At 71.2% G+C, this 20,697-nt stretch carries 21 protein-coding genes; 12 read left to right on the plus strand and 9 right to left on the minus strand.

Annotated features, from left to right (window positions below; all coding sequences use genetic code 11):
* Nucleotides 1-17: 17 nt before the first annotated feature.
* Nucleotides 18-2,282: a glycoside hydrolase family 3 C-terminal domain-containing protein gene (locus AB0L65_RS61035; protein WP_364266609.1), complete on the minus strand. Its 2,265-nt coding sequence runs from the start codon at nucleotides 2,280-2,282 to the stop codon at nucleotides 18-20.
* 133 nt (nucleotides 2,283-2,415) lie between these two features.
* Between AB0L65_RS61035 and AB0L65_RS61040 the strand changes: the two genes are divergently transcribed.
* Nucleotides 2,416-3,405, plus strand: coding sequence for a LacI family DNA-binding transcriptional regulator (locus AB0L65_RS61040; RefSeq protein WP_364266612.1), 990 nt, complete (start codon nucleotides 2,416-2,418; stop codon nucleotides 3,403-3,405).
* A 7-nt stretch (nucleotides 3,406-3,412) separates the two neighbouring features.
* On the opposite strand, the gene AB0L65_RS61045 is transcribed toward AB0L65_RS61040, so the two are convergent.
* From AB0L65_RS61045 to AB0L65_RS61055, 3 genes are read right to left on the minus strand one after another with little or no spacing between them, the layout of a single operon-like run.
* Nucleotides 3,413-4,756: an MFS transporter gene (locus AB0L65_RS61045; protein WP_364266615.1), complete on the minus strand. Its 1,344-nt coding sequence runs from the start codon at nucleotides 4,754-4,756 to the stop codon at nucleotides 3,413-3,415.
* A gap of 43 nt (nucleotides 4,757-4,799) precedes the next feature.
* Entirely contained in the window at nucleotides 4,800-6,569 is a 1,770-nt protein-coding gene (locus tag AB0L65_RS61050; protein ID WP_364266618.1) for a sulfatase, read from the minus strand.
* Nucleotides 6,566-7,159 (minus strand): PadR family transcriptional regulator, encoded by a 594-nt coding sequence (locus tag AB0L65_RS61055; RefSeq protein ID WP_350741099.1) that lies wholly within the window; start codon nucleotides 7,157-7,159, stop codon nucleotides 6,566-6,568. Before AB0L65_RS61055 ends, AB0L65_RS61050 begins: the two co-directional genes overlap by 4 nt.
* A gap of 108 nt (nucleotides 7,160-7,267) precedes the next feature.
* Here AB0L65_RS61055 and AB0L65_RS61060 point away from each other — a divergent pair, with 108 nt between their 5' ends.
* The 7 genes from AB0L65_RS61060 (at nucleotide 7,268) to AB0L65_RS61090 (ending at nucleotide 13,338) form a co-directional block, all read left to right on the plus strand.
* Nucleotides 7,268-8,185, plus strand: coding sequence for a formylglycine-generating enzyme family protein (locus AB0L65_RS61060; RefSeq protein ID WP_364266621.1), 918 nt, complete (start codon nucleotides 7,268-7,270; stop codon nucleotides 8,183-8,185).
* A 46-nt stretch (nucleotides 8,186-8,231) separates the two neighbouring features.
* On the plus strand, nucleotides 8,232-8,717 hold the full coding sequence (locus AB0L65_RS61065; RefSeq protein ID WP_364266624.1) for a MarR family winged helix-turn-helix transcriptional regulator: 486 nt from the start codon (nucleotides 8,232-8,234) through the stop codon (nucleotides 8,715-8,717).
* 125 nt (nucleotides 8,718-8,842) lie between these two features.
* A complete protein-coding gene (locus AB0L65_RS61070; RefSeq protein ID WP_364266627.1) occupies nucleotides 8,843-9,055 on the plus strand; it encodes a hypothetical protein in 213 nt (70 codons plus the stop codon).
* On the plus strand, nucleotides 9,055-9,876 hold the full coding sequence (locus AB0L65_RS61075; RefSeq protein ID WP_364266667.1) for an FAD binding domain-containing protein: 822 nt from the start codon (nucleotides 9,055-9,057) through the stop codon (nucleotides 9,874-9,876). Before AB0L65_RS61070 ends, AB0L65_RS61075 begins: the two co-directional genes overlap by 1 nt.
* Entirely contained in the window at nucleotides 9,873-12,212 is a 2,340-nt protein-coding gene (locus AB0L65_RS61080) for a xanthine dehydrogenase family protein molybdopterin-binding subunit (protein ID WP_364266630.1), read from the plus strand. The genes AB0L65_RS61075 and AB0L65_RS61080 overlap by 4 nt, the downstream gene beginning before the upstream one ends.
* Entirely contained in the window at nucleotides 12,209-12,706 is a 498-nt protein-coding gene (locus AB0L65_RS61085) for a (2Fe-2S)-binding protein (protein ID WP_364266633.1), read from the plus strand. The genes AB0L65_RS61080 and AB0L65_RS61085 overlap by 4 nt, the downstream gene beginning before the upstream one ends.
* Nucleotides 12,703-13,338 (plus strand): SRPBCC family protein, encoded by a 636-nt coding sequence (locus AB0L65_RS61090; protein WP_364266636.1) that lies wholly within the window; start codon nucleotides 12,703-12,705, stop codon nucleotides 13,336-13,338. Before AB0L65_RS61085 ends, AB0L65_RS61090 begins: the two co-directional genes overlap by 4 nt.
* Nucleotides 13,339-13,361: 23 nt before the next feature.
* Here the strand turns inward: AB0L65_RS61090 and AB0L65_RS61095 are convergent, their stop codons facing one another.
* The gene (locus tag AB0L65_RS61095) at nucleotides 13,362-14,111 is read right to left on the minus strand and encodes a LysE family translocator (protein WP_364266639.1); all 750 of its coding nucleotides are present in this window, start codon (nucleotides 14,109-14,111) and stop codon (nucleotides 13,362-13,364) included.
* 50 nt (nucleotides 14,112-14,161) lie between these two features.
* On the opposite strand from AB0L65_RS61095, the gene AB0L65_RS61100 reads away from it, so the two are divergent.
* A complete protein-coding gene (locus AB0L65_RS61100) occupies nucleotides 14,162-14,905 on the plus strand; it encodes a helix-turn-helix domain-containing protein (protein ID WP_364266642.1) in 744 nt (247 codons plus the stop codon).
* A gap of 9 nt (nucleotides 14,906-14,914) precedes the next feature.
* Here the strand turns inward: AB0L65_RS61100 and AB0L65_RS61105 are convergent, their stop codons facing one another.
* On the minus strand, nucleotides 14,915-15,286 hold the full coding sequence (locus AB0L65_RS61105) for a DUF4345 family protein (RefSeq protein WP_364266645.1): 372 nt from the start codon (nucleotides 15,284-15,286) through the stop codon (nucleotides 14,915-14,917).
* 206 nt (nucleotides 15,287-15,492) lie between these two features.
* Here AB0L65_RS61105 and AB0L65_RS61110 point away from each other — a divergent pair, with 206 nt between their 5' ends.
* The 3 genes from AB0L65_RS61110 to AB0L65_RS61120 all read left to right on the plus strand — a co-directional run bounded on the left by AB0L65_RS61110 (nucleotide 15,493) and on the right by AB0L65_RS61120 (nucleotide 18,459).
* Entirely contained in the window at nucleotides 15,493-16,308 is an 816-nt protein-coding gene (locus AB0L65_RS61110; protein ID WP_364266647.1) for a TIGR02452 family protein, read from the plus strand.
* 42 nt (nucleotides 16,309-16,350) lie between these two features.
* Nucleotides 16,351-17,127 (plus strand): nucleotidyltransferase family protein, encoded by a 777-nt coding sequence (locus AB0L65_RS61115; protein WP_364266650.1) that lies wholly within the window; start codon nucleotides 16,351-16,353, stop codon nucleotides 17,125-17,127.
* 111 nt (nucleotides 17,128-17,238) lie between these two features.
* Nucleotides 17,239-18,459, plus strand: coding sequence for a cytochrome P450 (locus tag AB0L65_RS61120; protein WP_364266653.1), 1,221 nt, complete (start codon nucleotides 17,239-17,241; stop codon nucleotides 18,457-18,459).
* A 149-nt stretch (nucleotides 18,460-18,608) separates the two neighbouring features.
* Here AB0L65_RS61120 and AB0L65_RS61125 read toward each other — a convergent pair whose 3' ends face one another.
* From AB0L65_RS61125 to AB0L65_RS61135, 3 genes are all read right to left on the minus strand, one after another.
* A complete protein-coding gene (locus AB0L65_RS61125) occupies nucleotides 18,609-19,169 on the minus strand; it encodes a GNAT family protein (protein ID WP_364266656.1) in 561 nt (186 codons plus the stop codon).
* 193 nt (nucleotides 19,170-19,362) lie between these two features.
* Nucleotides 19,363-20,295 carry a transposase gene (locus tag AB0L65_RS61130; protein ID WP_364266658.1) on the minus strand — a complete coding sequence of 311 codons (933 nt, stop codon included), beginning with the start codon at nucleotides 20,293-20,295 and terminating at the stop codon, nucleotides 19,363-19,365.
* A gap of 40 nt (nucleotides 20,296-20,335) precedes the next feature.
* Nucleotides 20,336-20,697 (minus strand): NADH-quinone oxidoreductase subunit H (locus tag AB0L65_RS61135; protein ID WP_364266661.1); only part of this gene is annotated, 362 nt, incomplete at its 5' end.

Genomic DNA, 20,697 nt, shown 5'->3' on the forward strand with positions numbered 1-20,697 from the left:
ACCGCGCGGCCGCCCGCTCAGCTCGCCGGGGCCTCGGAGTTCGCCATCCGCAGCAGGTCGTCCATGGCCGGCGGCTGCTGCCCGCCCTGGGAGGCGCCCATGCTGAGGAGGGTCGCCAGCGGGATCTGGGCGATCAGCGCCTGGCTGGCCGGGTCGGTGAAGAAGCTCTGCTCACCGTCGGCGGCCTTCAGCAGGGTCTCCTCGACGATCTTCCTGCCCTGGGGATGGGCCAGCCATTCCTGAAGCGTGCTGTCGGCCCTGAGCGCGGCCCGCGGCGACTCCACGTCCAGGTGGATGCGCTGTTCCAGGGGCAGGTCGCGGGAGGAGCTGCCGACGTGCACGCCGTACTCGCCCGGCTCGGCCACCCACTGCCCGTGCCGGGTGCTCCAGTAGCTGAAGGCCCGGGCGTCGAGCTCGATCACCACGCGGGCGCTCTCGCCGGGAGCCAGGCGGACCTTGCGGAAGCCGCGCAGCTCGCGTTCGGGACGGTCCACGTCGGCGACGGGGTCGCTGACGTACACCTGCACCACCTCGGCGCCCTCCCGCGTGCCGGTGTTCGTCACCGTGACCTCGACCCGGGCCTCGGGCCGGGCCGGGTCGGGGACGTGCACGGCCAGGTCGGAGTAGGCGAACGTGGTGTACGACAGCCCGAACCCGAACGGGAAGGCCACGTCCCGCCCTGTGCGGTCGTACCAGCGATAGCCGATGTAGAGGCGCTCCCCGTAGAGCACCTGCCCCTCCGAGCCCGGCCAGTTGACGTGCGCGGGCGTGTCGGACAGCCGGTGCGGGACGGTCTCCGCCAGCCGGCCGGAGGGGTCGGCGTGCCCGAAGATCAGGTCGGCCGCGGCGCCGCCGCCCGCCTGGCCCGCCAGCCACATCTCCAGCAGGGCGGCCGCGTGCTCGGTGAGCGGGCCGGTCAGCACGACGCCGCCGTTGCTCAGCACGACCGCGACCGACGGGTTGACCGCGGCCACCGCCTCGAGCAGCTGGAGCTGCGCCTCCGGCAGGTCCAGGTCCTCGCGGTCGAAGCCCTCGGACTCGGCCTCCGACGGCTCGCCGAGGAACAGCAGCACCGCGGCGGCGCCGCGGGCGGCCTCCACCGCCTCGGCGAGCAGGACGGCGTCGGGCGTCCCGTCGAGGCGGAACCCCGGCGCGAACGCGACCTCGCGCGAGGTGGCGGCGCGGATCGCCGTCAGGGCGTCGTCGAGCCGGGTCGGGTTGATGAGGGAGCTGCCGGCGCCCTGGTAGCGCGGGGTGCGCGCGAACTCGCCCAGCACCGCGATCGGGCCGCCGGACTCCGGGTCCAGCGGGAGCAGGTCGCCGTCGTTCTTCAGCAGGACCGCGCACTCCGCCGCGACGCGGCGGGCGAGCGCGTGGTGCGCGTCGAAGTCGGGCTCCGCCTCCGCGCGGCCCCGCCGCAGCCGGTCGTGGGTGCCCACCAGGCGTTCCACGGCGACGTCCAGGACCTCTTCGCTCAGCTCGCCGGCGCGTACGGCCGCGACGATGGCGGCGGCGCTGCGGCCCCCGGTGCCCGGCATCTCCAGGTCGAGGCCGGACCGGACGGCGGCGACCGGGTCGTGCACCGCGCCCCAGTCGGAGACCACGTAGCCGTCGAAGCCCCACTCCTCGCGCAGGACCGTCGTGAGCAGCCAGGGGTTCTCCGACGCGTACACGCCGTTGACCCGGTTGTACGAGCACATGATCGTGGCCGGCCGCGCCTCGCGGACGACGTGCTCGAACGCGCGCAGGTAGATCTCCCGCAGGGTGCGCTCGTCCACCTCCGCGCTGACGCGCATGCGGTCGGTCTCCTGGTTGTTGGCCGCGAAGTGCTTGACCGACGCGCCGACGCCGCGCGACTGCAGGCCCGCGACCCACGCGGCGCCCATGACGCCGGCCAGCAGCGGATCCTCGGCGAAATACTCGAAGTTGCGCCCGCACAGCGGGGAGCGCTTCATGTTGACGCCCGGGCCGAGGAGCACGTCCACGCCGAGCGCCCTGGCCTCGACCGCGAGCGCCTCCCCGACCTCGCGCAGGAGGCCGTCGTCCCAGGACGAGCCCAGTGCCGCCGCGGTGGGGAACGCCGTGGCGGGCATGCTGTCGGCGAGGCCGAGGTGATCGACCCCGGCCCGCTGCAGGCGTACGCCGTGCGGGCCGTCGGTGAGCAGCGCGGCCGGCACGCCCGCGTGCGGCACCTCCGCGGTCGTCCAGAAACTGGCGCCGGACACGAGCCGCGCCTTCTCCTCGAGCGTGAGCCGTTCGACGACGGGTCGTCCGTCGGTCATGTCGTGACCTTCCTGTCCTGCGGGATGAGTGGAGCTAGCGCGCGCTAGCTGCCGGCGATGTGACGCTAACCTTGGGGCACTAGCGCGCGCAAGTGCCGTGTTGGGGAACATGTCGGGAAACGGGAGGGCGGCCATGGGCGGACGGGAACGGCGGGTGACGGCGAGCGACATCGCGCGGTCCCTGGGGATCTCCCGGGCCACGGTGGGCTTCGTCATCAACGACACCCCGGGCCAGACGATCTCGGAGGCGACGCGGCGCAAGGTGCTGGCCGAGGCCGCACGCCTGGGCTACCGGCCGCACGCCGCCGCCCAGGCGCTCGCCCGGGGCAGCAACCGCATCGTCCTGTTCATCCTGCCCGACTGGCCGGTGGAGCACAGCCTGCGCCGCTACCTGGAGGAGGCGACCCTCGTCCTGGACCGCGCCGGCTACTCGCTGGTGACCTGGACCCGGCACGCTGGCGGCCGTTCCCGCCCGCTGTGGGAGACGCTCGACCCCGACCTCGTCGTCCCGGTCGTCCCCCTCCCCCGCGACGACCTCGACGTCCTGCGCCGGGAGGCGGGCGCGCGGCTGCTTTTCGGCGGCGATGAGCCCTCCGAGCTGCACGAGGTGCCGTCCCTGCGAGCCGGGCCGGCCCTCCAGGTGGAGCATCTCCACGAGCGCGGCCACGCCCGGCTGGCCGTCGCCCGCACGGGTGACCCGCGCCTGGAGCTGCTCGCCGGCCTCCGCGCCTCCCTGGCGCGGACGCGCGCCGCGGAGCTCGGCCTCGAGATCGCCGACGTGCGGACGGTCTCCGACGAGGACGGCTCCACGGCCGACGCCGTACGGGACTGGGTGGACTCCGGCGTCACCGGGGTGGTCGCCTACAACGACGACATCGCCGCCGCCGTCGTGGGAGCGGCCGTGCGCGCGGGGATCGCCCTGCCCGGCCGCCTCGCGGTGGTCGGGCACGACGACAGTCCCCTGGCACGGCTGCTGGTGCCCGCGCTGACGAGCGTGCGCGTGGATGTGGCGGGTTTGGGCAGGTACGTCGCCCATCGCGCGCTCCATACTCTCGGGGTCGAGGACACGCCCCCGGCCGAGCCCGACGTCTGGGCCAGTGTGGTTCACCGGGAGACGTCGTGACCGGGCGTCAGTCCGCCAGCGCCTGCCGGCGGCGGAGTTCGAGCTGCTGCCCGATCCGGGCGGTGTCGCGCGGGTAGGTGACGTACAGGACGGAGAGCAGGAGGCCGTTGACGATCATCAGGATGACCAGCACCCACAGGAACACGCCCTGGATGCCGAGCGTCGCCGCCAGCGAGCCCGCCAGGAGCGAGAACAGCGCCCAGGCGATCGTCTCGAACACCGTCAGCCAGATCGCGTACGCCTGCCCGCGCAGCTCCGGCAGCACGACGCCGGCCACGATGGGCCGGTTGACCGGCGGGTTCAGGCCCTGACAGGCGCCCAGCAGGGCCCAGAAGACCGCGTAGGCGACGATCGTCTCGTACCGGAACTGCGTGCCGAAGAAGGCGATGACGGCGAACAGGATCTGGGCCAGTTGCAGGACCAGGACGCGTCCCCTGCTCGGCATGAGCCGGTCGAGCCGGGGCAGGATGAAGCCGGCGCTCAGCGTGGCGACGCTGTAGCCGACGCCGAACGGGAGCGCCACCAGGATGGCGGTGGCGTTGTCGATGCCGCGCTCGGTGACCAGGAACTGCACGCCGAAGATGGCGATCAGCAGGTGTCCCGACAGGAGCCGGCTCACCATCATCACGGTGTACGTGGGGATGCGGAACAGCCCGACCACGGAGGCGACGGTGACCTTCGCCTTCGTCCGGTCCTCGTTCGCGAGGTCGGCGAGCTGCTTCTCGGAGGATCCGATGCCCGGATCGGCGAAGAAGGCGGCGACGACGAACCCGGCGACGATGCAGACGCCGCCGAGGGTCCACAGCGCCCAGCGCCAGCCGTCCTCGAGTCCGACGAAGACGGCCATGACGGGCGCGAGGACGATGGCGGCGAGCTGGAGCGTACCGAAGAAGATCCCGTTCGCCCGGGCCCGCTGCTCGTCGGCGAAGGAGTCGGCGATGACGGCCATGGCGATGGGCGAGCCGCCGATCACCGCGGCGGACATGAGGGTGCAGCAGATGAGGAGCTGGACGAAGTTCTGGGAGAAACCGGCGGCGATACCGAACAGGCCGCCGGTCACCGTCGTGGCGACCAGCGCGCCACGACGGCCGATCCTGCTGGACAGCCACACCCAGAACGGGCCGGCCGGAACGCTGGCGATCTTGCCGAGCGCCGCGATGATGCCGAGGTGACCGCTGTTGAGCCGGAGCGCGGCCGCGAGCGTGGGGAAGACGGTGTTGATGAGACCGGCTTCGGTGTTGTCGACGACGCTCACGCCGGAAAGGACGGCGAGATTGCGCCAGCGATGGGGGACGTTGGCGGCCTGAGCCGCTCCTGGCTGTACGGACGCGGTGGAGGCGCTGGCATCCATGCGGTGCCCCTGTCTGCAGTGTTGCGATAGAGAGACCGTCGCCTCAGTCGATCGAGGCGGCGGGTGTTGCCGTAAGAAGGCCGAACTGCTCGTCGATGCGGCGCAGGACCGCGGCGGGCACGAAGCCGAGACGGGCGAGGTCCAGCAGGCTCATGGGGGCGGGGGCGGCGAGCAGCTCCGACTGGACCAGGGCCGGGGCCTCCTGCGCGAGGACGTCCTTGGCGCCGGTGACGCTCAGCAGCTCCAGGAGGGGCGCACGGAGCAGGGCAGGAGCCTGGAACTCCGCGCCCGCGGGCAGCGGCACGGCGACGGCCGCCGCGCGTTCGCGCTGCTCGCGGACCAGCAGGTGCTCGCGGGTGACCGCGCCCTCGCGCGGGATGCCCAGGCGCTCGAACTGGCTGGGCGGGGCGTCGGTCTCGACCATGAGACGGCGCAGCAGCTCGATCATCCGCAGCTCCACGTCGTCGTCCACGATCGGGCTCTCCTGCGCCGGGTCCTCGTGCAGGTCGAACAGCAGGGTGCCGTGCTGCCACGGGTTCATCCAGCTCGGGGAGGCGGGCATCCGCATCGTGCGCAGGCCCTTGGTGAAGGCGAACGGCTCGGCCGGCTCCCAGTCCCGCAGCTCCGCCACCGAGAACCTGCTGCGCATGTGGGTGGGCATGAGCGTGAACTCCTCCAGCGGCCCGTTGGCCGCCTCCCTGCCCGCGCGCATGTAGACATAGCGGCCGTCGGTGACGTTCACGTGCCCGCCGTGGATGCCGAACAGCGCACCCTCCCGCAGCGGCCCGTCCTGGGCGAGGTCCGCGCCCTGCATGTCAGGGGTGGGCTCCTGGCCGAAGTAGCGCAGCACGGTCGGCGCGATGTCGATGGTCTGCGCCAGCTCACCCCGCCGCCGATCCCGCCCGCCGGTCCGCGGGTCCCACAGGAACATCGGCAGGTGCACCAGCTCGTTGAACCACGGCATCACCGACTTGGCCCACCAGCCGTGCTCGCCCAGCAGGAAGCCGTGGTCGGTGTTGACGACGAGCAGGGTGTCGTCCCACATGGCGTGCTCGTCCATGAAGTCCAGCACCCGGCCGAGCGAGCGGTCACACATCGACACCAGCGCGGCATACTCCAGGCGGGCGTGCTCGACCTGCCCCTGCGGCTCCAGCACCTTCTGATACGGCGGCCAGTCGAACGCGGGCCCGTCATAGTCGTGCGGGTAGCGGTCCTTGTAGTGCTGGTGGGTGAAGAACGGCTCATGCGGGTCGAACAGCTCGATCTGCAACAACCACCGGTCGGCGTCGGCGTTGGTCTCCAGGAAGTGTAGACCGGCGTCGACGGTCAGGGTCTGCGAGTGCTCGGCCTCGGTCGGCATGTACGTGCGGTTGATCACGTCCTGCCGCTTCATCGCCCCGTACGGGCTCGCCGGGGCGCCGTCGTCGGCGACCACGCCCTTCCACGGGTCGCCCTCCTGGCCCCGGAAGAACTCCCAGGTGCTGTAGCGGGTGTGGTAGGTCGCGCCGCCGTCCTCCCAGTAGTGCGGATGGTCGGAGACCAGGTGCGTGTGCACGCCCGCCCGCTTGAGCAGCTCCGGCATCGAGTCGTCGAACGGCTCCAGCGGGCCCCAGCTGCGGTGCAGGAAGTTGTACCGCCCGGTGTGCATCTCACGCCGCGCCGGCATGCACGGCAGCGACCCGGCGTAGAAGTTGTCGAACGTCACCGCCTTGGCCGCCAGCCGCGCGAAGTTGGGCGCGTCGACGAAGGTGTCGGCGTAAGGGGCGAGCATGTGCCTGTTCAGGCTGTCGAACATGAGGATGATGGCTCTCATCGCGTCGCCTCCTCGGCGTGATCGGCGTTGATCGGCTCTCCGTCGAGGAGCCTGCGGCGCAGCTCGATGAGCGAGGCGATGTGGCGGTCCATCGCCTCGGCCCCGCGCCGGTGGAGCCACTCGTCCATCTGGCCGCCGAGCTCGGCGTCGTAGCCCCGGGGCGGCTCGTCGAACCGGCTGCGGTCACGGTGGCGGTACCGCGCGACCTCCGCCACCCGGGTGTTGATCTCGACGTCGAGGATGCCGATCACCTGCTCGACCGTCATGAACCCGGCACTGCCCAGCCGCGCGTACAGGTCGGGGTCCTGGAAACGCGTGGGCGGGTTGTACGGGCGCGTCAGCCAGTCGGTGAAGACCGTGTGGCCCTCTTCGGTCACGTGGTAGCGCTTGGCGTTGCTCGCCCCGGCGCGCTCCTCGATCGTGTGCTCGACCCAGCCGCGCTCCTCCATCGCCGCCAGCGTCCGGTACGCCTGGCTCATGGTCGTGTTCGAGCGCATGAACCGGCCGTGCGTGTCGAAGAACCTCTTCAGCTCGTAGCCGGTGCTGGGGCGATGGAGCAGCGCGCCGAGCAGCAGAATCTCAAGCTTCATCAAATGTGCCCGTCGTTGTAACGGAGTTAACCGTGCCACAAGTGGAATGGTGATACCATGACACAAGTGTCACCCCCTGTCGATAGGTCCGACCCCTCTTCCTGCTGCATGCCGAACCTGGCTGCCGCCCCGGGCCGCGAGCCGATTCCCGCCGGGCGCGGCGCCCACCTGATCGAGCAGTGCCATGTCGAGGCCGGCGCCTTCCGCATGGGCGACCCCTTCGGCGACGGCCTGGCCGGGGACGGTGAGTCGCCGGTGCACGAGGTGACGCTCGACGCGTACGCCATCGACGCGACCACCGTCACCAACGTCGACTTCGCCCGCTTCGCCGGCGAGACGGGTTATCGCACCGAGGCGGAGCTCGCGGGGATGTCGGCGGTCTTCCACACGCTGGTCCACCCGCGGGCGGACGTCATCGGCCGCTCGCCGCGCGCTCCCTGGTGGCTCGCCGTCGAAGGCGCGAGCTGGCGGCATCCGGAAGGCCTCGGCTCCGACCTGCTCGACCGCGAAGATCATCCCGTCGTGCACGTGACCTGGAACGACGCCCGGGCCTACTGCGCCTGGGCCGGGCGGCGCCTGCCCACCGAGGCCGAATGGGAACGCGCGTCACGCGGCGGCCTCGAAGGCGCCCGCTACCCCTGGGGCGACGACCTCCTCGACGCGCAGGGCGACTGGCAGGCCAACATCTGGCAGGGCTCCTTTCCCGACCGCAACACCGCCGAGGACGGCTGGCCGGGCACCGCGCCCGTGCGCAGCTACCGTCCGAACGCGTTCGGGCTCTGGCAGACCGTGGGCAACGTCTGGGAGTGGTGCGACGACCCGTTCGACCCACGGGCGTACGCCAAACGGGCCCGCGCGCGGGTCCACGACCCGCGCTCCCGGGTCGCCCCGAGGCTCCGGGTCCTGCGCGGCGGCTCGTACCTGTGCCACGACTCCTACTGCAACCGCTACCGCAACGCCGCCCGATCGTCGAACACGCCCGACTCCAGCATGGGCAACGCGGGCTTCCGCACGGTGACGCTCTGAGGCGACGGCCAGGCCGTCGGCCGCAGGGTCATGATTAGGTGGGCCCATGGCAGATGAATCGGGCAAGTCGGCGATTAGGGGCGCGATCCCGACCCCTCAGGCGCTTCTCGCCGCACCCGGTTACGTGGCCCGGCGGCTCCACCAGTCGTACGTGGCCCTGTGGACCCGCGTGGTCGACCCCGTCCTGACGGGCCCCCAGTTCGCGGTCCTCACCGCGGTCGACCACCATCCGGGCGTCGATCAGGGCTCGCTGGCCTCGGCGGTGGCGCTCGACCGGTCCACGATGGCCGACGTCGTCCGTCGGCTGGAGGACAACGGGCTGATCGTCCGGCACACGGCGCCGCATGACGGCCGGCGCAAGCTGCTGCACCTGACGGAGGAGGGGTCCCGGCGGCTGGCCGAGGTCGGCAAGCGGGCCCGGGAGCTCGACGAGCAGTTGCTGAAGGGCTACTCGCCGGCCGAACGGGAACGCGTGCTGCGCGAGATGACGGCTCTCGCCGCCCGGTGGGAAGGGCTCACGGCCAGCGAGTGAAGCGCCCGGCGGGGGACGTCAGTTCCTCGTCTCACTGGAGTCATATCCTGCCCCACCTCTTGCTTTCTTTCGATCGTCCGTGTTCGGATTAATTCTGGCCCCGATCAGGAGAGGCTGGAGGAGCGTTGGCGGCGAGCCAGTCGTACCACGTCACGATCGTCGGCGGCGGGTCACGCGGCCTTCGGGCGGCGCCCGGCCGGCTCCGCCTGGTCTGGGCGTTCAGCCCGCGGGTGACCTCCGCCGCCTGGCTCCCGTCCATCACGATCATGACGATGTACCACGTGGCGCTCGACCGCATCACCGGCCCGTCCGGCGACACGGTGACCGCGAGCACGTGATGAAGCCCGCGCCGTTCACCTACCACCGCGCCCGCGACGTCGCCGGTGCGATCTCCCTGCTCGTGGAGCTGGGCGAGGACGCCAAATATCTCGCGGGCGGCCAGAGCCTGGTCGCCATGATGAACTTCCGCCTCGCCCGGCCGGCGCACCTGGTCGACCTGGGCGGGCTGCGCGGCGAACTGGCCCGCCTCCAGGAGGAGGACGGCGCGCTGCGCGTGGGGGCGCTCACCACGCACCACGAGGTGGAGCGGGCGGCGCTCGGCCCCGGTTTCGCCGTGCTGCGGGAGGCGATGCGGTGGGTCGGGCACCTGCCCGTCCGCACCCGCGGCACGGTGGGCGGCAGCCTCGCGCACGGCGACGCCACCGCCGAGTGGTGCCTGCTCGCGCTGCTGCTGGACGCCGAGGTGGTCGTCCAGGGGGCGAGCGGGCGCCGCCGCCGCGTCCCCGCCGGGGACCTGTTCCTCGGCTTCTACACGACGACGCTGGCGCCGGAGGAGCTGATCGTCGAGGTGGTGTTCCCCCGTCCCGCGCCGCGTGCGGCCCTCACCGAGCACGCCGAGCGGCGGGGCGACTTCGCCGTCGTGGCCGCCGCCGTCGATCTCGACACCCATCGCGTCGTGCTCGGCGGCGTCGCCCCCGCGCCGGTGCGGGTTCCGGCGGCCGAGGCGGTGCTGGCCGGCGGCGGGACGTTCGCCGAATGCGCCGAGGCCGCCGCGGCGGCCATCGACCCGCCGTCGGACGGCAACGGCGGCTCCGGATATCGCCGGGTTCTCACCCGGACCCTGGTCGAACGCGCTTGCGAGGCGGCGATGACGCGATGAGCTGGGTCGGAAGGTCGGCCGCCCGCCGGGAGGACCCGCGGCTGCTGAGCGGTCACGGGAGGTTCGTCGACGACCTCCACGTGCCCGGGACGCTGCACGCGCAGTTCGTCCGCAGCACGGTCGCCCACGGCACCGTGACCGGTGTCGACCTGTCCGCGACGCTGGCGACGCCTGGCGTGGTGGCCGCGTTCACCGCCGCCGACCTCGACCTGGGCGACATCACCGCGATCCTCGACCGGCCGCCGTCGGAGTTCGTGCCGACGGCGATGCCGGTGCTGGCCCGCGACCGGGTGCGCTACGTCGGCGAGCCGGTCGCCGTCGTGCTCGCCGGCAACCCCTACGCCGTGGAGGACGGCGTGGAGGCGGCCCGGGTGACCTATGAGGCGGACCGGCCGGTGGTCTCCGCCGAGCAGGCGCTCGCCCCCGGCGCGCCGCTCCTGCACCCCGCCGCCGCGGCCAACACGCTGGTGGACGTGTCGATGTTCGCCACCGAGGGCATCGACGCCGTGTTCGCGGGGGCGCACCGAGTGGTGCGTGTGCGGGTGAACTCCGCCCGGCAGAACGCGCTGCCGCTGGAGACCCGGGGCGCCGTCGCGAGCTGGGACCCGCGCGAGGAACAGCTCGTGGTGCACACCTGCACGCAGGTGCCGCACCTCGTCCGCACCCTGCTGGCCGAATGTCTCGGCCTGGACGAGCGAGCCGTCCGCGTCATCGCGCCCGACATGGGCGGCGGCTTCGGGCTGAAGTGCGTCGTCGGCCGGGAGGAGCTCGCCGCCGCCGCGGCGGCCCTGCGGCTGCGCCGCCCGGTCAAGTGGATCGAGGACCGGCGCGACGCGCTCACCGCGTCGTTCCTGGCCCGCGAGCAGCACTACGACGTGCGCGCCGCGTTCGACGAGGACGGCAGGATGCTCGCGCTGGACGCCGGCATCGTGTGCGACATGGGCGCCTACTCCTGCTATCCGTTCACGGCCGGGATCGAGCCGCTGATGGCCTCGGCGGAGCTGCCCGGCGTCTACCGGGTGCCCGCCTACCGGGTGCGCGCCCGGGCCGTCACCACCAACAAGGCGCCGTCGGCGCCGTACCGAGGGGTGAGCAGGCCGCAGATCGTCATGGTCATGGAGCGGCTGATGGAGCGGGCCGCCCGCGAGCTGGACCTGGACCCGGTGGAGGTCCGGCGGCGCAACCTGATCACCGAGTTCCCCTACACCGGGGTCAACGACGTCACCTACGACCCCGGCTCCTACCTGGAGTCGCTGGACTTCTGCGAGCGGCTGCTGCGCGACGAGGGCTGGTACGAGCGCCGGGAGGCCGCCGCCGCCGAGGGCCGCCATGTCGGCATCGGCTACTCCTGCTTCAACGAGCGCACCGGCTACGGCTCCGCCGCCTTCGCCAGGCGCAAGATGGCGGTGGTGCCCGGCTTCGACCTGGCCGAGGCGCGGATGGACCTGAGCGGCACCGTGACCGTGACCACCGGCACGATGAGCCACGGGCAGAGCCACGAGACCACGATGGCCCAGATCGTCGCCGACCGGCTGCGGCTGGACATCGCCCAAGTCAAGATCCATCAGGGTGACACCGACCGGGTCCCGTACGGGTTCGGGACGTTCGCCAGCCGGTCGGCCACCATCGGCGGCAGCGCCGTCGCCCGGGCGGCGAGCGCGCTGGGCGACCGGCTGCTGCGCCTGGCCGCGTACCTGCTGGACACCACCGGCGACAACGTCGAACTGCACGACGGGTCCGTACGGCGGCGCGACGATCACGGGCGCGCCCTGTCCTACCGCGAGCTGGCCGAGGTGGCCTACCTGAAGGCACACCTGCTGCCGAAGGACGCCGAGCCGGGACTGACCGCGAGCGCGTCGTTCGACGTGCAGGGCGACGGCACGTTCTCCAACGCCGCGCACGGCGTGGTCGTGGAGCTGCACCCCGGCACGGGGCAGGTGGAGATCCTGCGCTACGTCTGCGTGGAGGACTGCGGCGTGGCCATCAACCCGCAGGTCGTCGAGGGCCAGTGCCGCGGGGGCATCGCGCAGGGCATCGCCGGGGCGCTGTTCGAGCAGGTCACCTACGACGCCCAGGGGGAGCCGGAGTGCGCGTCGTTCATCGACTACAAGGTGCCCACCGCCTGCGAGATCCCGGACATCGAGATCCACCACCTGCAGACGCCGTGCGCGTTCACCGAGAGCGGCGCGAAGGGGGCCGGCGAGGGCGGCACCATCGGCGCCCCGGCTGCGGTGCTCAACGCGGTCAACGACGCCCTCCGGTCCACCGGCGTGGAGCTGGACGACACCCCCATCAGGCCCGAGACGGTGCAGCGGGCGATCGGAGCGTGCCCGTGACGGAGAAACTGCTGATCAGCCTGACCGTGAACGGCCGGCGCCACGACGACCTGGTGATCGAATCGCGCTACACGCTGGTGGACGTGCTGCGCCACCACCTCGGCCTGACCGGTACGCACGTCGGCTGCGAGCACGGCGTCTGCGGCGCCTGCACGGTCCTGCTCGACGGCGCCCCCGTGCGCGCATGCCTGATCTTCGCCGCGCAGGCCGAGGGGCGGGACATCCGCACGGTGGAGTCACTGTCCCACGACGGCGGGCTGAACGACCTGCAGCGAGCGTTCTCGGCCTGCCACGGGCTGCAGTGCGGGTTCTGCACGCCCGGATTCCTGATGCTCGCCGAGGGATTCCTCGCCGGACGTCCCGACGCGACACGAGAGGAGATCCGCGAGGTGGTGTCCTCGAACCTGTGCCGGTGCACCGGCTACCAGAGCATCGTCGACGCGATCGAACGGTGCGCCCGCGAGCGGCGCGAGGCCCGGGGAGACGCGCGATGATCCTGGACAACGAGATCACCGTCCCCGGCCCGCCCGACGAGGTCTTCGCGCTGATCAGCGACGTGGAACGGGTCGTGACGTGCCTGCCGGGCGCCGCGCTCGACGGCCGCGATGGCGACGCCTACCAGGGTGGGGTCACCGTCAAGGTCGGCCCCGTCACCGCCGCGTACACCGGCACGGTCCGCTTTCTGGAGGTGGACGCCGGGCGGCGGCTGCTGCGGCTGCAGGGGCGGGGCGCCGACACGCATGGCGGCGGCGACGCCGAGGCCGAGGTCGTCCTCACCGTGGAGGAAGCGCCGGCCGGGTCGCTGCTGCGGGTCCGCACCGACCTGCTGATCCGCGGGAAGATCGTGCAGTTCGGCAAGGGAGCCATCGCGACCGTGTCCGGCAGGCTGCTGCAGCAGTTCGCCGCGAACCTCGCCACCCTCATCGGCGCCCCGGCCCTCTCGGCCGCGTCGGTTCCCGCCCGGCCCGCGACGCGGGAGCTGGACGGTCTGGCGATGCTGCTGCCGCCGGGCGCGATCAAGTACGCGCCGGTCGCCGCCGCCTTCGTGGCGGGGCTGGTGCAGGGCTGGCTGCTCTGCAAGGTCCGCTGCCAGGCCAAGCTGATCAAGGAGTTGCGCCGTGGCTGACGGGCACGGAGCACGGCCGGGGGTTACTCGGTGGCCACCCGGACTCCGAGCGCGATCAGGGTGGCGCCGAGGAGCGCCTCCTGGACGCGCCGGACGCGCCGGGAGCGGAGCAGGTGACGAACGCGGTGCACGCTCAGGGCGATCAGGCCCAGCCCGGTCATGCTGAAGGCGACAGCGATCATCGCCAGTCCCAAGGCGACCGGCACGGCCTGGCCCGGCGAGCCGGCCGGCACGAACTGCGGGAGAGCGGCCAGAAAGAACAGCGTGGCCTTCGGATTCGTGAGGTTGGTCAGGAGCCCTTGCAGGAATGGCGTGGCGCGCCGTTCGGGCTCGGTGAGAGCCGGTTCGACACCCCCGTGCGCGGGGCCGATACGCCAGGCCGCCCACAGCGAACGGGCGCCGAGGACGACCAGCACCACCGCACCGGTGAACTTGACGAGCGCGAACAGCGCCTCGCTGCGCAACAACAGCTCCGCCAGACCAAAGGCGACCAGCGTGGCGTGCACGAAGAGCCCCGCCGCACAACCGAGCGCGGTCCGCATACCCGCTGACCGGCCGGACTTCATCGTGCTGCGGACGACCACGGCAGTGTCGAGACCGGGCGTAATCGTGATCAGCAGGCACAGTCCGATGAAAGGCAACAAATGATCGGTCATCACACGATTGTGCCGCAGGACAACGCGATGCCGATGGGTGAACAAGCGCACCGTATCCTCCGATGAACCTTCATGATCCGGCAAGCCTGCGGGAGACGTCGATGTCAGCGCTTTCACGGACCTGTCCGTCGCCCCCGGTCCGGGAAGCTGTGGGCGGGGAGGCGGCGGTGTGGCTGTGGCCCGGCCGCGCCCTGTACGCCGGGCCGTCCCTGCGGCTGGGCCCGCACTCCGGCGCGGTGGCGTGCGTGGCCGTCGGCGTGGACGCGCCCTTCGCCGTACGGCGCGCGCCCGGCGGCGAACTGCGGGCGCGGACCGCTCTCATCCCGCCACGGGTCCGGCACCAGCTCACGGCGGGCGGCGACCGCATGGTCTTCCTCTACCTCAACCCGGGCTCGGCCGAGGACCGTGCATGCCGGGCCAGGTTCACCGGCGGCGATTACGGCGTCATGACCGGTCACGAAGCCGAGGCCGGCCTTCTGGTCCGGGCGGCGGCCATCTCCGCGCACAGCCCGGACGGGCAGATCACCGCCTGGACGGACGAGGCCACCGGCCATGAGACGCCGTCGTTCACCGACCCCCGGATCGCCGCCGCCATGCGCCGCCTGATCGGCGCGGACGAGCCCTTGCCCGCCGCGCTGCTGGCCGCCGAGCTGGGACTGTCGGAGTCGCGCTTCCTGCGGTTGTTCAGGGAACGTACGGGCACCTCGTACCGGAGGTTTCGGCTGTGGGCGCAGATGCACCGGGCCGCTCGTGCGCTGGCCGCGGGCGAGAACCTCACCCGGGCCGCGGCCGACGGCTACTTCGCCAGCCCCTCCCACTTCAGCACCGCGTTCCACGCGATGTTCGGCCTTCCCCCGAGTGCGCTGCTCTCCCGGCAGCTCACGGTCCGGTGCCTGGATCGCCTGGTGTGACGGGACGGCTCACCAGGCGATGGCGGCCAGCAGCGCGCCGCCGCCCACGGTCTCCACCCAGAAATACAGCCACGAGGGATAGAACGCCGACGACCGCTCGACCGTCCGCGCCACCAGCCGGCCGGCGGCCATGCCCAGCAGGGATCCGGCGACGGTCACGACCACGCCCGTCCGGATCCCGCCCATGTCGGCCGCCGCGGCCAGCAGCAGGCCCGCGACGGCCACGCCGAAGCCTCCGTACACGGCACGAACCTCGGTCCGGGCCTCGACCGAGTCGGCCACGATCCGGAACGGCCTGATCAGCGCGGCAGGCGCGAGGAGGCCGTAGACGCCCATCCCGAGGAAGAACACCGCCGCGGCGGCGATCACGACAGTCGACATGAAAGTACTCCCCTTTGTGTGACGGCAGCTTGCCTGGCCAGGACAGCCTGCCGTTCGCGCACCGCACCCGGCTTTCACCGACCCGCCATGTTCCCGGACGAGACCGCACTCGACTGCCCGTAGCCGCGTGCAGGACCGCCACGCGGACGGGCCGGGCCGCAAAATCGTTCGATCGCGGCGGCGGTCACGATCTACGATGCGGACGCGTGGGCAACAGATTGAGCCATGTCGCGACGGTGAACGAACAGATCGCCGCCGACGGGCAGTACACCGCCGGGGACGGCACCCTCGTCACCGTGGGTCCCGCGCTGGCGGCGGCGATCGCCAGCACGGTGAGTCATCCGCCGGACGAGCCGATCGCCGCGCCGGCCGCCGCGGGCCACCGGACGTCTTTCGAGGTCACCGCGGAAGGCAGCCTGCAGGCCGCGCGGCGGCTGCACCTGGCGGGCGCCGAACGGATCGCCGTGCTGAACTTCGCCTCGGCGCGCAACCCCGGGGGCGGCTACCTCGGCGGGGCCAAGGCGCAGGAGGAGGACCTGTGCCGCGCGAGCCTGCTGTACCCGTGTCTGCTGAACGCCCCCGACTACTACGCCGCGCACCGCGCCTCCTCCGACCTGCTGTACAGCCACCGGGTCATCTGGTCTCCCGACGTGCCGGTGCACCGCGACGACCGCGGCCGGCTGCTGAGCGAGCCGTACCTGGTCTCGTTCCTGACCTCGCCCGCGCCCAACGCCGGGCAACTGCTGCGGCGCGATCCCGGCGCGGGGCCGCGGATCCGGCGGGCGCTGCACGAGCGTGCCGGGCGCGTGCTGGCGGTCGCCGCGCACCACGGCGCGCGGCACCTCGTGCTCGGGGCGTGGGGGTGCGGGGTGTTCCGCAACGACCCGCATGAGGTCGCCGCGGCCTTCCACACCCACCTGGCCGAGGGCGGGGTGTTCGAACGGGTGGTGTTCGCGGTGTGGGCCCGGTCGGAGGAGTCGGCTAACCGGGCCGCGTTCGCCGAACGCTTCGGGGCCGGGTGAGCGTGTCGGCGCGGGTTGCTCGACCGCGTATAAATTGCGGGGATGACCTTCGATGATCTCATCCCGTCCGCCGGTGAGTCGCCGCTGGTATCGCGGCCGGTGACCCAGGCCGTGATCCTCGCCGGTGGCAAGGGATCACGCCTGCGCCCTTACACCGACACCCACCCCAAGCCGATGATCGAGATCCCGGGCACCGGCCTGCCCATCATCGGCCACCAGCTGGAATGGCTGGCGGCGGAGGGAGTGACCGATGCCATCATCTCCTGCGGCTACCTCTCCGAGGTCGTGCTCGACTGGCTGAGCGGGGCGAGTCTGCCGCTCAAGGTGACCCCGGTGATCGAGACCGAGGCGCTCGGGCGTGGTGGCGGGCTGAAGTTCGCCGCCGCCTCTCTGCCCCGGCCGGATGAGCCCTGGTACGCGACCAACGGCGACATCTGGACCCGCTTCAGCCTGCGCGACATGGCGGACTTCCACCATGAGCGTGACGCCCATGCCACCCTCGCCCTGGCTCGTCCCCGGCTCCCTTGGGGCACCGTCGACATCGACCGTTTCGGCAACGTCCTGGACTTCGTCGAGGCTCCGCCGTCGCCCTATCCGATCAATGCCGGGGTCTATGTCTTCTCCGCCGAGTTCGCCTCGATGCTCCCGGATGTCGGCGACCATGAGCGGAGCACGTTCCCCTACCTCGCCCGCCAGCGTCGCCTGGCGGGTTATGAGTTGCCGCAAGGGGTGTACTGGCGGGCCATCGACACCGCCAAGGATTTGAACGAGGCCGCCAAGGAACTGGCCGCCTTCCGCAAGAAGAACACGGCGTCCTGACCGCACCGGACGGATGGTCATAACTCAAAAGAGTGCGTGGCGCGTTACTTCATTTTCGCCGTGATGCCGGGGAGTGTGGACCGTACGCCCATCTCTGCAGGGAGGATGACGTTGTCGACATCCGTGGGCCAGGAACCCACTCCCCCGAACGTGCCGTTCCTCGATGTCCTGGATCCGGCCTTCGATTTCGGCGCCCCCGAGGTCTTCGCGGCCCAAGCGGAGAGCTGGTACGCGACCAGCCCCATCGGCCTGCTCGTCCTGCGATATGAGCAGGCCAATGACCTCTTACGCGACCGGAGGCTGGACCACAACGGCAAGCGGTACCTGGAGACGAACGGGGTCTTCGACGGTCCGATCTACGACTGGTTCGTCCCGATGATCGTCAACCACGAAGGAGAGGATCACCGCCGCCTGCGCCGCCTGACGAGCAAGGCGTTCACCGCGCGCACGGTGGAGAGCCTGCGGCCGTTCATCCGGGAGCAGGCCGAGCAGCTGACCGAGGGCCTGGCGTCGGGCGGGACGTGCGAGTTCGTCGAGGACTTCGGCTCCCGGCTGCCGCTGACGGTCATGTGCCGGTTGCTCGGCGTGCCGCCCGAGGACTACGACGTCTTCGGAGCCTGGACCAGGGACATCGGCCTGGTCTTCAGCCTCGCGACCGGCGGCGATGTCGTCGCCAGGGTGGAAGCCGCGGTACGCGGCCTGAACGACTACGCCGACTTCCTCATCGAGGAGAAGTCGGCCAGGCCCACCGACGACCTCAGCTCCGCCCTGGTCGCGGCGTACCAGGCCGACGACGGCCGCGTCACCAGGGACGAGTTGCGCAACCTGCTGGTCACGCTCGTGTTCGGCGCGCAGGACAACACCCGCTACCAGCTCGCGAACGCCATGGTCGTCTTCGCCGAGCACCCCGACCAGTGGACCCTGCTGGGGCAGCGGCCGGAGCTGGCGGCCCAGGCCGTCGAAGAGGTGATGCGCTGGCTTCCCTCGGCGGGCACCATCTACCGGTTCGCCGCGGAGGACTTCGACTACGAGGGCCTGCACATCGCGCGCGAGACGTTCCTCACGATGTGCGTGAGCATCGCCCAGCGCGACCCGCGCGCGCACAAGAACGCCGATCGATTCGACATCACGGCGGTCAGGGACAGTCCCCCGCTGCAGTTCGGCGCGGGCCCGCACCACTGCCTGGGCGCGGCTCTGGCCCGCGTCGAGATCGGGGAGGCGCTTCCCATCCTCGCCGCCCGGCTGGGCCCGCCCTCCGTCGCGGGGCCGGTCGCCTGGCAGGGCCCCCTCGGGATCCAGGGCCCGGACACGCTGCCGCTGCGCTTCGGCTGATCAGGACCGGCGCCCCCCGGTTGGCGAAGTAGATCGAACGGGAAAGGCCCCGTGATCAACATCAGTGATCACGGGGCCTTTCCCGTGTCAGGAGCTGTATGCCGAGCCAGCTTCACCGCTGAAAGCAACAGAATGAGGATGGTTTGCATCTAGCAGCTGCGGTTGGCAGGGACTTCAAAGATGAGTCCGAAACCGTCCTCTTCGTCCCAGTCTTCTCCAACCTTGACGAAGCCGAAGCCGGCGATCGTGGCCAGGGACGCCACATTGTCGGGACTGATCGTCGCCCGTACGGTCTTGACCGCCGGTTCGGCCGCGGCCCGGCGCAGCAACTCGATCAGGATGGCTCGGCCGTACCCCTGGCGACGGAAGTCGGGAGCGACCGCGTAGCCGATCTCTACCATGCCCGCCTCATCCGGCGGTCCGTGAAAGCCGGCATGACCGATGACGACACCTTCGGGCCCGGTTACCACCTGCCGCGCTATCCACGGTGCGTGACCAGGATCGGCGGCCATCCGGTCGATCCGAATCCGCCACAGCCACCGTGCTCTGTCTGTCACGAAGTACTCGGTCAGAGCCACCCCAGCCGTGTTGCTGGCTGTGGGCAGATCCCCATCGAGCAGAGCGGACATCGCGGTGCTCGACAACTCGACAAAGCGCACATGCTTCGGACTGGTGGGGAACGACGTCTGGCGATCGGCTTCATCTGTCACCGTGCGATGGTGGCAGAGTGCCCGACAGACGTCCACGAAGTTTGGAGTGATTGATCAACCGAACTTGCTCACGACGGCATCCACCACCACGAGCACCAACTTGCTGAAAAGATCACGCCGGGCACCGATTCTCCTGGTTTGCGGCGCTCACCGTAAGAGTGAACCGCTGCACTTCTACGCGCCGACCATTCGGTCACGCCGCAGGGCGTAAGGCGGCGAAGTGCGAAGTGCGGGTTGGAGCCGGCCGTGTTCCGGTGCCCTCCACGCCTGCCCTGTGGGCGTAGCGTTGCTGCCATTCGTCCGTGCTTTGCCTCTGCCGGGCGCGTTGCAGGGCTTCGTGCTCCTCCTGTGGGCGCCGGGCGATGCGCCGCCCTTTGGCTCCGCGGGTGCACAGGTCCCGGCTGGGACAGGCCTTGCAGTCACGCATCGAAAAGCGCACGCGGACGACCGGAGTTCCGCCTTGATCGGTTTCGTTGCCGGTGGCCTCGTAGTCGCTGCCGGGCGGCGGAGCGGTGATCACATGGGTGATCAAATGCGGCGCGTCGGTGTCGCACGTCTCCGTGAGATGCACCTTGTAGCCGTTCCAGTGCGAGTCGCGCCCGGTTCCGGCTCGGGCATCGCCGTCGTAGGGCGAGATCTGGCGGGTCGTGCCCGGCGGCTGCTCGTCAGGGGTCCGCCAGCGCAGTTGATCGTCGATGGTGACGTACTGCTGGATCCATACATGGCGCAGCGTCTGCACCGCGGGGATGTCACGCAGCCACCCAGGAGCGTCCTGCGAGTAAACCGCGCGCAGGACACCATTCCCACCGGCACCAATCTCGTGGCCGAGCAGGATGCGCTCCGCTGTGTTCGTCGGCAGTCGATAGTCCTCGACGCGGGCCTCGTAGCGCTCGAACCATCCGGGTTCGGCCTGGGCCAGCAGCCAGTCGGGGGCTGCGGCGGCCAGCGCGTTGAGCGGGGCGCGCACCGTCTCATGCACCTGCTCCAGCCGATTCATCGTGCGCATGGCCATGAGCACGTGAGTGGAGTCGGTCCGCTGCCGACCGCCGGCTCGAAGCAGCCCGGCGGTCACGGCACGCTCCAAGAGCGTGTCGAGCAGGCGGCGATCCCGGAACTCGCTGAGCACCGAGTGGTCAAAGCCGGCGTCGGTCAGCTCTAACCCGAGCTCACGGCCGGGAGACGCCGTGGTAGTGCGGCAGATCGAGCGGCGGCACCGGGAAGCCACCTGCCGCCGGCTCTTCGGACAGTTCCTCGAACTCGGCCTCGACCTGGGCCTTCTGGGCCTCCTTGCGCCGCTGGTCGACGGTGTCGAACCGCATCCAGATGGCCAGCCCGCCGATCACGATGATCCCGGTGACCACGAGGGCGATCATCCGGGACTCCTCGTTGAGCATCACGCTGCGCACGCCGGCCACGAGCATGATCCACGCCAGGTTGACGGGGATCAGCACCTTCCAGCCCAGCGACATGAGCTGGTCGTAGCGCACGCGGGGCAGCGAGGCCCGCACCCAGATGATGAAGGCGAAGG

Source organism: Nonomuraea sp. NPDC052116 (assembly GCF_040680035.1).
Taxonomy (GTDB): Bacteria; Actinomycetota; Actinomycetes; order Streptosporangiales; family Streptosporangiaceae; genus Nonomuraea; species Nonomuraea angiospora_A.